This is a genomic window from Vibrio mytili, from assembly GCF_049563345.1.
In the GTDB taxonomy this organism is placed as follows: domain Bacteria; phylum Pseudomonadota; class Gammaproteobacteria; order Enterobacterales; family Vibrionaceae; genus Vibrio; species Vibrio mytili.
The window spans coordinates 2,913,778-2,928,783 of sequence record NZ_CP110481.1 but is presented as its reverse complement, the minus strand read 5'-3'; the positions used below and the strand labels follow the sequence as shown (position 1 = coordinate 2,928,783).

Below are 15,006 nucleotides of genomic sequence, written 5' to 3'. Positions count from 1 at the left end.
TCCTTATGCACTTACTTGTTGTTGTAAGTTGTGATTTGGCAGTTCATCGTTGCGGATTTTTAGCACCTCAACTTTACGCACGTCCCACAACTTTTCAATCTGATTGATCAAAAACGAAATTGGTCGATCGCTATCGACAATGATCTCCACGCTGGCCACTTTACTTTCATGGTTTTGGGTCGCGGCAACTTGTTTTATCACAAAGCCTCGGTGACGAATCACACGTAGAACGCGCTCTAACAGTACCGGTTTGTCATCGGCTTTGATATCGAGTAAATATCTGTCCATGTGATGGTCTCCTATGTGTTTTCCAACATATCACTGTTTGAGGCGCCTGGCGGTACCAAAGGCCACACGTTTTCTTCTTCATCGATTAAAACGTGAAGCATGTAAGAAGTTTTGCTCGCGAGCATTTCTTTCAATGCTGGTTCCACTTCTTCTTTCTTGGTGATGGTTTTGCCCGGGATATCGAATGCTTTGGCTAGCATCACGAAGTCAGGGTTGTCGTCAAGAATGGTTTCACTGTGGCGGCCATCGAAAAATAGCGATTGCCACTGGCGCACCATGCCTAGGCGTTGGTTATTAAGGAGCACAATCTTCACCGGAATTTGGCGACGTTTTAATGTACCTAATTCTTGGACGTTCATCATAAATGACCCGTCACCCGTTATAAGAATAGACTGATCATCCGGACGCGCGACTGCTGCCCCCATCGCTGCGGGTAGGCCAAAGCCCATCGTGCCTAGACCTGCGGAGGTGATGAAATTTTGCGGATCACGCGGCTGAATATGCTGTGCTGCCCACATCTGATGTTGGCCGACATCCGTTGAGACAATCGAGCTATCCGGCATCATATCGGATAACTGTTTGAGTAATAGTGGCGCATAGATAAGCTCGCCAGGGTGGTCATAACGCCACTTAAAGCCACTACGTAAACTTTCACTGTGGTGAACCCAAGGAGTGATGTCTTGTGTCAGTTCTAACTGAGGAAGAATCGTATTGATGTCACCACGCAGTGGAGCATTGGCGTGGCGCAGCTTATGAATTTCTGCCGCATCAATATCAATGTGAATCACTTTTGCATTCGGAGCAAACGTGTCGAGTTTTCCTGTCACACGGTCATCAAATCGCGCACCAACAACAATCAACAGATCCGATTCCTGTACAACAAGGTTTGCGGCTTTGGTTCCGTGCATACCTAGCATGCCCAAGTAATGGGGATCGTGGCGTTCAATGGTGCCTAGGCCTTTCAGAGTGCTTACCACTGGCATAGGGTTCAGACGTAAGAACTCTCGTACTGCATCCGTTGCTTTGGCGAGCTGAACACCACCACCGACGTAAAGTACAGGGCGTGTCGAAGCGGCTAACACTTCTTGAGCTCGCTTAACGTCTGCGGCGGCAACATCTTCGATAGGCGGTGCAACATATGGTGGCAGCAAATCGGTTGGTGCCTGTGCAAGCTGAACGTCTTTAGCGATGTCAACAATAACAGGACCTGGACGACCGGTTTTGGCTACTTCAAATGCTTCAGCCAGTGTTGGAGCTAGGTCTTCGATTTCAGTGACCAAGTAGCTGTGTTTGGTACAGGCGAGGGACATACCGATCACATCCATTTCTTGGAAGGCGTCGGTACCGATATGGGAGCTGGCTACTTGACCCGTAATGGCGACCAGTGGAACGGAATCAAGGAACGCATCGGCAAGACCGGTAACGAGGTTAGTGGCGCCAGGGCCGGAAGTTGCCATGCAAACAGCAACATCTTGAGTTGAACGAGCCATACCTATAGCGGCCATGGCTGCCCCTTGTTCATGACGGCATAAGATGTGTTCAACACCTCCGTCATACAAGGCATCATAGATGGGCATGATGGCTCCGCCAGGGTAGCCAAATATGGTATTGATGCCTTGCTGTCTTAAAGCGGCTACGACAAGTTGTGCTCCAGTCATCGTAAACCTCCTTTGCTACGTTGAGGCTCGTAGCTATCGCCATATGTGTTGCACTTCATGTGCACTCCCATTCTTCCCGTTAAACTGTCCAAGGGTTAGACAGATGACAACTTGTAGTTGTAAAAAAACCCCCGGACTTTTCAGTGCGGGGGTTTTTTATAATTTGTGGTTACCTTTCGCCCACAACACCCCGCGTGATGCCAATAATGACCACGATAATCAGGGCTAGCAGTGAATTGAATTTGGCGAATAGGTTCATCTGTCTGTCGTTAATTTCTATCGTTAATTTTTTGTGTAATGTTCTACGCAATTGTTTGCGTCTCTAGTGGTATCACACAATTCCGTTGCATGACAAGCAAAAAGTCATTCTTTTTTCACATTAACCCCCAGTTTGTACGCGGTATATAACATAAGTACATATAAAAAACATTTGGTTATACCCAAACAGGTTGGAACAGTGAGGTTCTCTGTAGGGGTATGAGTATTGAGTAACTTGGAGAGCGTATGGGGCTGGCAATCATTCATAGTCGGGCAAGTGTCGGGGTGCAAGCGCCCTCGGTGAGTGTAGAAGTTCATATCAGCAATGGCATGCCAGGTTTTACCTTGGTTGGGCTACCTGAAACCACAGTAAAAGAGTCTAAAGATCGGGTACGTAGCGCGATCATCAATTCTAACTTTCAGTTTCCTGCTAAACGAATAACAGTGAACTTGGCGCCAGCGGACCTACCCAAAGAAGGTGGGCGTTTCGATTTACCTATTGCTTTGGGGATTTTGGCGGCTTCGGCACAAATTGCCACAGATAAGCTGAAAAACTACGAATTTGTTGGAGAGTTAGCACTTTCCGGTGAGTTAAGATCGGTAAAAGGCGTGCTCCCGGCAGCGTTAGAAGCGAGTAAAATTCAACGTCATTTGGTGGTACCGAACGTCAATGGTGATCAGGCTGCGCTGGTGGCGAAAGAGCTGCACAAATCCGCGCACTCTTTATTGGAAGTTTGTGCAGAGTTGTGTGGCCAGCAAAAGCTTGAACTTTATCAATCTCCTAAACTAAGGAAAGCCACGAAGCATGGACGCGATCTGCAAGATATTATCGGTCAACAACAAGGTAAAAGGGCACTCGAAATTGCAGCAGCTGGCAACCACAACCTATTGTTTCTTGGCCCTCCTGGTACCGGAAAGACGATGTTGGCATCGCGTTTGTGTGACTTGTTACCGGAAATGAGTGATGAAGAAGCGATGGAAACGGCATCGGTTGCCTCGCTGACGCAAAGTGAAATTAATGAGCACAATTGGAAGCTGCGGCCTTTTCGTTCACCGCACCATTCGAGCTCAATGGCAGCGTTAGTTGGTGGTGGATCTATTCCTCGCCCTGGCGAAATATCGTTGGCACACAATGGGTTGCTCTTTTTGGATGAAATGCCTGAGTTCGACCGGAAAGTTTTGGATTCTTTGCGCGAGCCATTGGAGTCTGGGGAAATCATTATCTCTCGGGCACAAGGAAAAACTCGCTTTCCTGCACGATTTCAGTTGGTGGGCGCGTTGAACCCAAGCCCAACCGGTTACTATGAAGGTAACCAAGCTCGCACCAATCCTCAAGCGATCTTACGCTATTTAGGGCGACTATCTGGACCACTTCTTGACCGATTTGATATGTCGTTAGAAATTCCAGCATTACCAAAGGGCACGCTTTCGCAAGGGGGGGAGCGTGGTGAATCGACTGCCGTCGTAAAGCAACGGGTGAATACTGCTCGCGAAGGTATGCTGTCGCGCAGTGGTAAAGTGAACGCGTTGTTGGGCAGTCGAGAGATTGAAACGTTTTGTCCTTTACAGAAAAGTGACGCCGAGTTTCTCGAAACGGCTTTGCATCGTTTGGGGTTATCTATCCGAGCGTATCATCGCATTATTAAGGTTGCCAGAACCATCGCAGATTTAGATGGCGCAAAGCATATTGAGCGCGCTCATCTTGCCGAAGCACTTGGTTACCGAGCAATGGATAGACTACTGAAGCAACTAACAGCACAAGCGGTTTAGTTGCTTCAGTCACTATAGCGATGAGTTAAGCGGGATTAGAATTTGTAGTTTAAGCCAAGTGAGAGCAAGTACTCTTTCTCATCAAAGAAGGTGAGATTTGAATCGGTTTGACTGTAGCCAGCAAAAGAAACAAACGACCAGTCTTGCCAATCGAATACGTTTTCGTACTCATAAGCAGCGAATAGGCTTAAGGTGTCATCGCTGCGTTTCTTGCCAAATGTTTGACTTGCCGATTGAAAGTCTTTCAATGTGTAACCAGCAGTCAGAGCTAAGCGATGCTGGTTGATGAATTTGAACCAACTTAGATCCGCACCGTATGAATCGAATGATTCTGCATCGCCCTCTGCATCTTGCATGATGTAAGTAAACGCAGGTTGTAGAAAGGAAGTTGGGGTCATTGAAATACGGTAGCTACCTTTGAAGTAGTAGACGTCAGCATCACGTGCGAGTGAATCGTCAAACCCAATCACGTCGTCATTTTCAACGTCACGCTCGGCGTAGCCAAGTTCGAGGTTAAAGTTTTTATCGATAAGGCCTTTGGCTTGGAATCGAAAAGCATTGCCGCTTTCATCGGTTGTGCTGCGTGCTGAGCCAGTTTGGTATGGATTGCTCCAGGTTTCACCGTCCACTAGGGTTGGCAAGTAAGAGAAGTCAAGGACTGTACCTGAATCTAATTGATACTGATAACCTAATTGAAAGGCCAGTGTACCTATGGCGACATCAGAACGTGACGTACCCATATAGACTTGGTGGTTAAGGGCACTACCAAACGTGTAAGCCACATTACCCAATGGTGCAATGACGGCAGAACTCTCACTTTCTCCTTTCTGGTTAAGTGAGTTTATCGTTTTGCTATTGTCTGTATTTAAGTTCGACTCGGTAGAAGCATAACCAGCGATAACCGATATCTCTCCACTAAACCCCTGACTGTCTGCCAGTTGTGCTTGAGAAGTGCTGACTACCAAGGCTAAAGGTAAGAGTGCCAACTTTAGTCTCATTCGTGATCTCCTAAAATGTCGAATGAACAATTATTTGCTTAAGCATTGTTATGTGAAAATTGTTGTGTGAAAACGGCCCGAGAATAGCTAGGTAACACGTAAGACCCTTCTTACACACATTCTAATGTAACGATAGAGTCGTATAATTACACGCTGTTTTATTAATCACCCTATTATTTTTTTGTTAAATGATCATGTTCTCATAAGTGTTACTTTTCACTCACGCATCTCGGGTGATGGTCAATTCGACCGCTTGCTCAATCGTGATTGGTCGATGAACAGGTACTTGGGTATACCTGTTATCTCGATAACGAGTAAATCTTGCTCTAAAAGTAAGGGGAGCACATACGGCTCCCCTTGATATTTGATCTTACAGTGTATATCTCAACCGCGATGGGGTGAAAATTACTTTAGGGTCAGCAGGTAGTTGACCAGCGCGAAGTACTCATCGGTTGATTTGATGCTCTGTGCTTGGACTTGATATTTGTTATTCACGATCACAGCAGGTACACCCGTAAGACCGCTGTCCTCAAACTGTTTGTCCATGCGACGAACCATTGAATCGACAGCAAACCCTTTGAAGGCTGAATCAAACTTTTTCGCATCGATGCCTTCATCTACGAAGATTTGACGCAGCTCTGCATCGTCACGTGGTGGTTTACGCAGGTTGTGGATGCGATTAAACATTACTGGCACCATTTGGTCTTCAATTTTTAGCGCTACCATGGTCGCAAACGCTTTGCTCATTGACGCTCCCATGTTACCACCCATGAAAGACACGTGATTCTTTTGTAACTTCACACCTTCTGGTAGCTGTTTCTTCAATTGCTGAATGATAGGTTCAAACGCATTACAGTGTGGACAATAAAATGAGAAAAACTCGGTGACGACTGGTTTTTTTGATGCTTCTAAATCTAAAACCTTGTAATGCTCACCTTCTTTAAATTGCGCTGCGTTGACTGACAGACTGAACATCAGCATAGAAAATAATGCGAACAGCTTTTTCATGTAAATATCTCCATTTTTAATTGTTGGGCTGAATCAACCCCAAATCACCTCAAGAACATTAGGTCAACGAGAATGACAGGTTACAGTCCCGGTAACATTTTACACTTGGTTTTTTAAGCACCATTGGGCGTAAGAACGTTAAGTGTATGTTATTTGGTTTTTTATCACCATTGTGGCATTAACGACAGTGGTGCTTCCTCTAAGTTGGCTATCTGTTCTTTAAATGCAAGGACTTGGCCTTCCCAGTATTTCGGTTCATTGAACCACGGAAATGCGAGAGGGAATGCTGGGTCATGCCAACGTTTGGCCAACCATGCCATATAGTGCACCATTCGTAGACCGCGAAGAGGTTCGATTAGTTTCAATTCTGTTGGGTTAAAGTCACAAAACTCTTGGTATGCTTCCAATATGATGTCGAGCTGCATGATTTTATCTTGTCGATCACCGTTTAACAGCATCCACAGATCTTGCACCGCGGGACCATTGCGCGCATCGTCTAAGTCAACGAACATTGGTCCATCGCGCCACAGAATATTCCCTGGATGGCAGTCACCATGAAGACGAATTGAATTGAGTTCGGATGGCCAGTGATGTTCAATCGCTTGGATCAGCAGATCTAAGTCATTAAAGAAACTGTTTTCCAAATGCATTGGGATCATCGATGAATGTTGGAGCAGCTCACGTGGTTGGTAGAGATATTCTTGCAAACTAATGCTTGGTCGGTGTTGAAAGTTGGTTCTGCTGCCGACCTTGTGAATGCGCCCGAGGAACCTTCCCACGCCTTCCAGTTGTTGTAAGTTGTCGACTTCAAACTGGCGCCCACCGACACTATCAAACAGGGCAAAGGCGTATCCTTGGTAATGATGTAAGGTTTGACCATTAAGCAATACAGGCGGTGCAACGGGAATTTCATTGTCGATGAGTTCTAAAGTGAAGTCGTGCTCTTCTTGTATTTGCTCATGACGCCAGCGCTCTGGGCGGTAGAACTTAACCACATAGCGGCGACGCTCTTCATCAGTAAATTGATAAACGCGGTTCTCGTAGCTGTTAAGTGGGAGAAACCCAGACTCAGCTCGAATACCGATGCTTTCTAACGCATACCACATAAAATCAGGGGTAAGGGCGTCAAAGTTAAAAGTACCTTGAGACATATAAATAAAAAGGCTCATTGCTGAGCCTTTTTCCATTGGGCACCGTAAGTCATGCTACAGCTTTTTGATAAACCGGCTTTCTACTTCGATGGTAAATTGGTTGCTCTTATCGGTGAGTATAAACTGAATCGTGGTGATAGGAGAGTCTAGCTTGTCAGGATCGACACCAAGGCTCATTGGCAGGTTCAAAACTTCACCAGGTTGAACTTGAATGGTTTGTTTGCCATACCAACTCACATCACCCATTCCGGTGACATTGAGAGCGTATTTCTGTGTTTGTTGAGTTTTGTTGATTACTTTAAGGGTATAAGTATTTTCCACTTCCCCGGCGCTGTTGGTACGGAATAGTTGGTTTCGGTCACGAATGACCGTCAGGCCTGCAGGATCCACAGATGCAATTTGCGCAAAGAACAGCCCAATCATGATCAATAGGACGGCGCCATAACCGAGTAATTTTGGCCGCAGAACTTTCGTGGTTTTGCCGGATAGGCGGTGCTCTGTGGTATAACTGATCAGTCCTTTCTCATATCCCATGCGATCCATGGTTTGGTCACAAGCATCGATACACGCACCACAGTTGATGCATTCATATTGCAAGCCATCTCGGATGTCAATGCCAGTAGGGCACACCTGAACACATAGATCACAGTCAATACAGTCACCTAGACCAAGCTGTTTTGGATCTGCTTTACGTGGGCGAGGACCGCGTTTTTCCCCTCGTTTCGCATCATACCCGACGATGAAGGTGTCTTTATCGAACATGGCTGACTGAAAACGTGCGTAGGGACACATGTGGATACACATAATCGAGCGCATCCAGCCAGCATTGCCGTATGTGCAAAAAGCAAAAAATAGCACCCAGAATATTGGCCAGAAACTGGCATTGAGAGTGAAGAAGTCAATAACCAGTTGCTGCATCGGCACGAAGTAACCGACAAAGGTGAAGCCTGTTGCAAGTGCGATCGCAAACCACGCTAGGTGTTTGGCGGCTTTACGCATGGCTAAATTAGCGGTTAATTTGTTGCCATCTTGTTTACGACGCTTGTTTGCACTGCCTTCGAGTTTTTCCTCAAACCAGATATACATAAAAGTCCAGACGGTTTGCGGGCAGAGGTAGCCACACCAAACCCGACCTAAAAAGGTGGTGATGAAAAACAGCCCAAAAGCCGCGATGACAAACAGTACCGCGAGTAGCGTCAGATCTTGTGGATATAAGGTGGTGCCAAAAAAGTTGAATTGTTGGTTGCCGATATCGAGCAAAATCGCTTGGCGTTCTCCATAAGGAATCCAAGGTGTTAAGGCAAACAGCAGCAACAAAAACCAGCCACCATAGCGTCGCAGTTTTTGGTAAGTCCCTTTACTCTCACGCACATAAATACGATTGCTTGGGTTAAAACGATCCCCGTTGCCTTTATGTGTTTTTGGGTTAAAGGTTTTGGGAGTCACATCCTTGATATCGATCTTGTCTTTATCCTGACTCATTTAGCTTTCCTTCTGGGCTTTTTATAGGCTACGGTGCCATTTCTATTGTTGGCACTCGATGCATTGCTATGTTTATACTCAAGCAACCTCAACATTCGCCTTTGGCAACTCATCGTGAGATTGATCGAGTATATAGTTTAGTAAACACTGATGTGTGGCGATTATACGATCAATAACAATTTCTTTTCTTTAACGCAGTCAATGTTTAACAACAAAAAACAGTACAGTTGACCTGATAATTGTCTGAACAGTGCGTCTATTTAAATGCGCTTTTGATCATTTTAGTGGGTAATAATCGCTTTAAGAGGTGTTATCTACTTTGTCATGTGAGTCATTAGTAACGACAGTCTGGGTCGTGTTCCGAGCGATTTTGCTGGGGAATCAATCGAACGCTCATTTATCCAGATGGGCAGTATTCAGTTGTAAAAAAGCGACCTTTGATGGATCGCTTCTGAAAGGTAGGGGCTGCGCTATTTAATTACACCACGAGCACGTAATAGCGCGGTTTTGAAATCATCTTCTTGGTCTTTCTTTAGCCCAGGGATCATGTCGTCTTTGTTGCTATTGCGCATTTTCAGATGATAGATCAGTACATCATCGGTTAAATCTTCCAGATTGCCATTAAAACCCGCTTCGCCCGCTAATTTGACAATAAACTGTATGAGATTCATTTCTTGATCTTTGTGCCACTCAGGCTCCAACAGCTCGATTAACTCTTCAATACGATGACACTTCATTTTCCTTCTCCACAAATTTTGTAAGTATTTTGTTTAAGGTACCAAATTGCATCGAGAAGACAAATAAGAAAACGTTGAAAAGAAAAAGCGCAGTGAATACTGCGCTTTTGATTAAGCTGCTTTGATGACTTTGGTCGAAGCTTTTGATGTCATCGCAAGTTTATCAACTAATGTCATTGCTGGCGTACTACGTTGCTGCGCTTTCGGTGCTTGAGTAAAGCCACTGCGGCGGCGCATTGCACTACTATTGGTGTGTGCGAACCTGACTGTTGTTGGGCGCATTGCATTACCTAACTGTCAGGCATATCCATTGCCGATGTTATGGCCTAAATTACTACGAGTTCGGCTCCAGTTTTAACCTGAAGGAGGCTCATTTGGCTCTCGCCAATCCAATTAGTAATTCAGGAATAGCGATATGCATGCATATCAGTTATTAGATTAGCACCCTTATATTCGTTGGTCGATAGTTGAGCAATTGAATTCGTTCAATTTTGTTATTTTTACCCTTAAAGAGAGAAAAAATTTTGTTTTGATCCCGAGAACCGCAGTAGTAGTATGAGGCATAGACGAAGGAGGTGCATATGTCATTTTTAAAGAAGACACTTGCAAGTTTTGGAATCGGCAGTGCTAAAGTAGACTCGATTCTAAATCAGGATGTGGTTTACCCCGGTCAAAGTGTGGATGTGTCTATCCATGTGTATGGTGGCGCAACAGAGCAAGCGATCGACAATATTGATCTGAAACTGTGTTGCCGTTATATCGCTGAAACTTTGGATGATAGAGGCTCTCGTGAGGGGCACATGATGCGCCGAGTACCACAAACCCATGTTCTCGCTGAATGGAGCCTCCCTTACGCATTTGTTATTCATTCCGGTGAAGAGCGTACGTTTGATGCCAAGCTTAATGTGCCATGGAATACACCAGTAACCATTGGTGACGCCAAAGTCTGGCTTGAAACGGGACTCGATGTTTCTGCCGCGCTCGATCCTACGGATAAAGATACGTTAACCGTGCGCCCTGATCCGTTGATGGATGCGGTATTGTCTGCACTAGAAGCACAAGGGTTAAGAATTCGTCAGGTCGAATGTGAAGAAGTGGACGGCTTCGAGCTGCCTTTTGTTCAAGAGTTTGAAATGGTACCAACTGATGGTCCATACCATGGTGTGTGGCGCGAACTGGAGTTTGTTGCGCACAGAAATGCAGATGAACTCAAGTTATGGTTTGAAGTTGATCGCACTCGCAAAGGGACGAGTGGCATGCTCGCAAGTTTACTTGGAAGCGGAAAGCTGAAACGTGAAATGGTGATTCCAGTTACGACCAGCCCAGAAAACGTGGGCGATATCGTGATCGACTACCTAGATCAAACCACCGCGCTGCACGAAAATGAGTTTTAGCTTACACGTGTAAGCTTAATGTGCCATACTAGAGTTATTGTTCAACACTCTAGTATAGGCGCAGGGATGTCTTCTCCACAGAAACCTCAATACAGCCAAACGGAAGAGTGGGCCAACGCAATTACTCACGGCATCGGTATGGTCATGGGGATCGTTGGTCTTGTACTTTTGCTGGTCAAAGCACTCGAGCATCAGGCCGACACATTGACTCTAACCAGTATGGCGATTTACGGCTCAAGTATTATAGTGCTGTTTTTAGCTTCCACACTTTATCACGCTATTCCTCATCCAAACGTAAAACGTTGGATGAAAACGTTTGATCACTGCGCCATTTATTTATTGATCGCGGGCAGTTATACCCCCTTCTTATTGGTGAGCTTACGCACGCCTCTAGCGATAGGTTTGATGATCGTAATTTGGACAATTGCACTGATTGGCATCATGATGAAGGTTGCGTTTATTTCTCGGTTCAAGAAGCTATCACTGGGTTCTTATTTAGTCATGGGCTGGCTTTCGTTGATAGTGATTTATCAGCTGGCGATCCATTTGCATATTACCGGCTTGACGCTGTTGGCTGTAGGTGGCTTGGTGTATTCTATCGGGGTAATATTTTACGTTGCTAAGCGCATCCCATTTAATCACGCGATTTGGCATGGTTTTGTTTTGGCGGGTTGCGTGTGTCACTTTTTCGCTATCTATTACTTTGTTGAACCCGTTTAGGTCTGTTGAGCAAATCTCGTGGCTACGAGTTTGCTCAACGAAGTCTGGTCGTTAACGCGTGACCACTTCAATCACTTTTGCGGTCAGTTGGTATTGCTGGGATTCTGGCACGGTGAGTTGAATCGCTTTGCCTTGCTCTGCGTGTTTTGGACGAAGGTAGGTTTCTGCCATTCGTTTGATGGATTGCCAGATTGTCACATTCTCTTTCACCAGTGAGTTACCTGACATATCAAATACTTCTATTTTCACTTCAACCTGAATCACAGACTGAGTGCTCTGATTGGTGAGCGAAGTCGGTAAAATCAACTTACCATTCTCGTAGCTGGCCGCTCCCAGTAAAATATCAACGCCAGAATCAGAAAGCTGTAGGGTTGGCTTCTTGCTATTCACCACCACTGTGGTACCAACGTTTTTCGTGACAACCGGAATGGTTGCGATAGTAGGGGCTGCATTAATGGGTGTATTTATGGCCGCTTTTTCCACTTTTGTCGTGTTTAGCGTGGGGTTGTTCACCACGTAGTGCCATGTGAAGTCATCATTTAATTTCACTTCACGTCCGTCAGCAAGGGTGACTACCTCTGCGGCATAAACCGAGGAGGTTGCAAGTAACGTCGCTAGGGTAATTGATATTTTCATTGTGATCCCTTTTTTGTGAGCAAGACTAGCGGCGCCAAAACGCCGGGAAAAACAGCACGAGAATGGTCAAAATTTCCAGTCGGCCCATTAACATCCCAAAGCTTAACAGCCATTTGGCTGTATCTGGTAGTGGTGCAAAGTTACCTGTTGGTCCGATCACGGAGCCCATTCCGGGTCCGACATTCGCCACGGCGGTAATAGAGCCAGAGATACTCGTGACAGGATCCAAGCCCAACCCGCTCAAGCAACCTGCGATAAAAATGATGGTGATAAAAAACATCAAAACGAATGCGACAACCGAACGCACGATATCGTCATTGACCGGGCGTTGGTTGTAACGTTGAACAAAGACGCCGGACGGATGCACCAACTTCATCATTTGTTTATTGAGTAATGTCATCGCGATTTGAAAACGGAACACTTTAATCCCACCAGCGGTTGAGCCAGAGCAAGCCCCTGCCAACATCAAAAAGGCAATCAGTGTGGTTGGTAAAGCGCCCCAAGCGGTAAAGTCTTCGAGGCCAAAACCCGTGGTCGTCACAACCGATACAATATTGAACATGGAGACGCGCAAGGCATCTAGTATCGTGTATCCATCTCGAATAACCAGCCATCCTGCGACAACAAGGCTGGATGCTAAAAACAGGTAAGCGAAACCTCGGACCTGAGCATCTTTAAGTAAAATCTCGATTCGACGCTTACGTAACGCGGCGACAAACAGAAGAAACGGCAAGCCACCCATAAACATAAAGGCGGTAGCAACCCAATGTGCGCCATTGGAGAAGTGGTTCATGGAACCATCTGATGTCGAGTACCCGCCGGTGGAAAGTGTGGTGAAAGCGTGATTGATAGCCTCAAACCAGCTCATTCCTGTCAGTACATAACCCGCAATGCAGGCACCAGTTAATATGAGATAAACCGCGACGATGTTTTTAGCCACGGTTTTGGCGCGCGGACTGCTTTTGTCTGACCAGTCGGATGATTCGGTCTGGAACAGTTTCATCCCCCCAACGTTTAACATTGGTAAAACAGCCACTGCCATAACAATAAACCCAACACCACCCAGCCATTGCAATATAGAGCGCCATAACAAGATACTCGGAGCCATATTGTCTAAACCACTGAGTACTGTAGAGCCTGTGGTGGTAATACCGGACATGGTCTCAAAGTAGGCATCGGTAAAGCTGATATGGTTAATGAAAACGAAGGGCAGTGCCGCAAATGCGCTGGCGATGGTCCAAACTAAGCTGGTGATAAGAAACATGTCACGTACGCTGAGTTTAAACCGTGAGGTCCTGCCAATCGTTAGGCAGATAAACGCAGCAATATGGGTAATCACCACGGCTTGGGCAAAGTCGAGGAATCCACCGGTACCGGTAAAAAAGGCGACCAAAGTAGGCACGTACATGAAAAGAGCCAGTTTGGATAAAACCAGCCCAATAACGAACAGCACGGGACGTAAGTTGACCATAGGAAAATCCTAAAGGAAGAATGGGCTCGGCTGAAACAGCGCTTCGACGTCTGGCACGTACTTCTTGTCGACCAAAAACATCACGACGTGGTCATCTTGCTCGATGACGGTGCGATCGTGGGCGATCAATACTTCTTCACCACGTACAATCGCTCCAATCGTTGTACCTGGCGGCAGTTTAATATCGCCAATTGCACGGCCAACCACTTTGGATGTCGTTTCATCACCGTGTGCAATGGCTTCAATGGCTTCAGCTGCACCGCGACGTAGCGAGGAAACGTTCACGATGTCAGCACGACGAACGTGCGTCAACAATGCTGATATGGTTGCTTGCTGTGGTGAGATTGCAACATCAATCACCCCACCTTGCACTAAGTCAACGTAAGCCCCACGCTGGATCAGCACCATCACTTTCTTCGCGCCCATACGTTTGGCCAACATGGCTGACATAATATTGGTTTCGTCTTCATTGGTTAGGGCAATGAACACATCCACTTGGTCGATGTTCTCTTCAGTGAGCAGTTCTTGATCCGCTGCGTCACCACAAAACACGATGGTCTGCTCTAATTCTTCAGAAAGTCGTTCGGCTCGCTGATAGTTGCGTTCTATGAGTTTGACGCTGTAAGTTTGCTCTAGACGCTTCGCAAGACTCGCACCGATGTTACCCCCACCGACAATCATAATACGGCGGTATGGCTTCTCAAGACGTTGCAACTCACTCATGACAGAGCGGATATGGTTACTTGCAGCCACAAAGAACACTTCATCATCTGCCTCGATAATCGTTGTGCCTTGTGGGCGGATAGGGCGACCTTGACGGAAAATTGCCGCAACCCGGGTATCAATGTGCGGCATGTGTTCACGAAGCGCGGATAAGGCGTTGCCAACCAAAGGACCGCCATAGTAGGCCTTGACTGCCACTAAGCTGACTTTTTGCTCGGCAAAACTGACCACTTGCAAGGCCCCTGGGTATTGGATCAAGCGTTCGATGTAACTGGTGACCAGTTCTTCAGGTGCGATAAGGTGATCGACGGGAATGGCACCGGATTTAAATAGAGCTTCTTTTTCAACCAGGTATTCTGGTGAGCGAATACGAGCGACTCGGTTGGGGGTGTTAAACAGAGTAAAAGCAACCTGACATGCCGCCATATTGATTTCATCTGTGTTAGTCACCGCGACGAGCATATCAGCATCTTGTGCACCTGCCTCATGCAGCACATCTGGGTGGCTTGCGTGCCCATTGACGACGCGCAAGTCATACTTATCTTGCAATTCACGCAGTCTATCGGAATCGTTATCGACGATGGTGATGTCATTGTTCTCACCCACTAAGTTTTCTGCCAGTGTGCCGCCAACTTGACCTGCACCAAGAATAATGATTTTCATACTCTTTTCTCGTTATCTGAAAAAGGCGATTGAAATGGTTCCAATCGCC

Annotated in this window: 14 protein-coding genes; 3 read left to right on the top strand and 11 right to left on the bottom strand. The window is 46.2% G+C overall.

Annotated elements, in window-relative coordinates; genetic code table 11:
- Positions 1-3 precede the first annotated feature (3 nt).
- Both ilvM and ilvG read right to left on the bottom strand, forming a co-directional pair.
- Positions 4-288, bottom strand: a complete 285-nt coding sequence (ilvM, locus tag ONE56_RS13550; RefSeq protein ID WP_014233403.1) for an acetolactate synthase 2 small subunit — start codon at positions 286-288, stop codon at positions 4-6.
- Between the two features lie 11 nt (positions 289-299).
- The gene (ilvG, locus tag ONE56_RS13545) at positions 300-1,946 is read right to left on the bottom strand and encodes an acetolactate synthase 2 catalytic subunit (RefSeq protein WP_041153758.1); all 1,647 of its coding nucleotides are present in this window, start codon (positions 1,944-1,946) and stop codon (positions 300-302) included.
- Positions 1,947-2,450: 504 nt separating this feature from the next.
- Here ilvG and ONE56_RS13540 point away from each other — a divergent pair.
- The gene (locus ONE56_RS13540) at positions 2,451-3,974 is read left to right on the top strand and encodes a YifB family Mg chelatase-like AAA ATPase (protein ID WP_331438656.1); all 1,524 of its coding nucleotides are present in this window, start codon (positions 2,451-2,453) and stop codon (positions 3,972-3,974) included.
- A 35-nt stretch (positions 3,975-4,009) separates the two neighbouring features.
- Here the strand turns inward: ONE56_RS13540 and ONE56_RS13535 are convergent, their stop codons facing one another.
- The 6 genes from ONE56_RS13535 to ONE56_RS13510 form a co-directional block, all read right to left on the bottom strand.
- Positions 4,010-4,972 (bottom strand): DUF2860 domain-containing protein, encoded by a 963-nt coding sequence (locus ONE56_RS13535; protein WP_423840020.1) that lies wholly within the window; start codon positions 4,970-4,972, stop codon positions 4,010-4,012.
- A 405-nt stretch (positions 4,973-5,377) separates the two neighbouring features.
- On the bottom strand, positions 5,378-5,980 hold the full coding sequence (locus tag ONE56_RS13530; RefSeq protein WP_423840019.1) for a thiol:disulfide interchange protein DsbA/DsbL: 603 nt from the start codon (positions 5,978-5,980) through the stop codon (positions 5,378-5,380).
- A gap of 164 nt (positions 5,981-6,144) precedes the next feature.
- Positions 6,145-7,131, bottom strand: coding sequence for a serine/threonine protein kinase (locus ONE56_RS13525; protein WP_423840513.1), 987 nt, complete (start codon positions 7,129-7,131; stop codon positions 6,145-6,147).
- 54 nt (positions 7,132-7,185) lie between these two features.
- A complete protein-coding gene (gene ccoG / locus ONE56_RS13520) occupies positions 7,186-8,613 on the bottom strand; it encodes a cytochrome c oxidase accessory protein CcoG (RefSeq protein WP_423840018.1) in 1,428 nt (475 codons plus the stop codon).
- A gap of 470 nt (positions 8,614-9,083) precedes the next feature.
- The gene (locus tag ONE56_RS13515) at positions 9,084-9,350 is read right to left on the bottom strand and encodes a YihD family protein (RefSeq protein ID WP_041157147.1); all 267 of its coding nucleotides are present in this window, start codon (positions 9,348-9,350) and stop codon (positions 9,084-9,086) included.
- Between the two features lie 111 nt (positions 9,351-9,461).
- Positions 9,462-9,632, bottom strand: coding sequence for a hypothetical protein (locus ONE56_RS13510; protein WP_128814743.1), 171 nt, complete (start codon positions 9,630-9,632; stop codon positions 9,462-9,464).
- Between the two features lie 299 nt (positions 9,633-9,931).
- Here ONE56_RS13510 and ONE56_RS13505 point away from each other — a divergent pair, with 299 nt between their 5' ends.
- Positions 9,932-10,744 carry a sporulation protein gene (locus tag ONE56_RS13505; protein WP_041157148.1) on the top strand — a complete coding sequence of 271 codons (813 nt, stop codon included), beginning with the start codon at positions 9,932-9,934 and terminating at the stop codon, positions 10,742-10,744.
- A gap of 66 nt (positions 10,745-10,810) precedes the next feature.
- Positions 10,811-11,464, top strand: a complete 654-nt coding sequence (gene trhA / locus ONE56_RS13500; RefSeq protein ID WP_423840017.1) for a PAQR family membrane homeostasis protein TrhA — start codon at positions 10,811-10,813, stop codon at positions 11,462-11,464.
- A gap of 51 nt (positions 11,465-11,515) precedes the next feature.
- On the opposite strand, the gene ONE56_RS13495 is transcribed toward trhA, so the two are convergent.
- The 3 genes from ONE56_RS13495 to trkA are packed head-to-tail and all read right to left on the bottom strand — an operon-like array spanning position 11,516 to position 14,957.
- Entirely contained in the window at positions 11,516-12,100 is a 585-nt protein-coding gene (locus ONE56_RS13495; protein ID WP_423840016.1) for a DUF3157 family protein, read from the bottom strand.
- A gap of 25 nt (positions 12,101-12,125) precedes the next feature.
- Positions 12,126-13,571 carry a TrkH family potassium uptake protein gene (locus ONE56_RS13490; protein ID WP_331438651.1) on the bottom strand — a complete coding sequence of 482 codons (1,446 nt, stop codon included), beginning with the start codon at positions 13,569-13,571 and terminating at the stop codon, positions 12,126-12,128.
- Positions 13,572-13,580: 9 nt separating this feature from the next.
- On the bottom strand, positions 13,581-14,957 hold the full coding sequence (gene trkA, locus ONE56_RS13485) for a Trk system potassium transporter TrkA (protein WP_041157151.1): 1,377 nt from the start codon (positions 14,955-14,957) through the stop codon (positions 13,581-13,583).
- Positions 14,958-15,006: the final 49 nt, after the last annotated feature.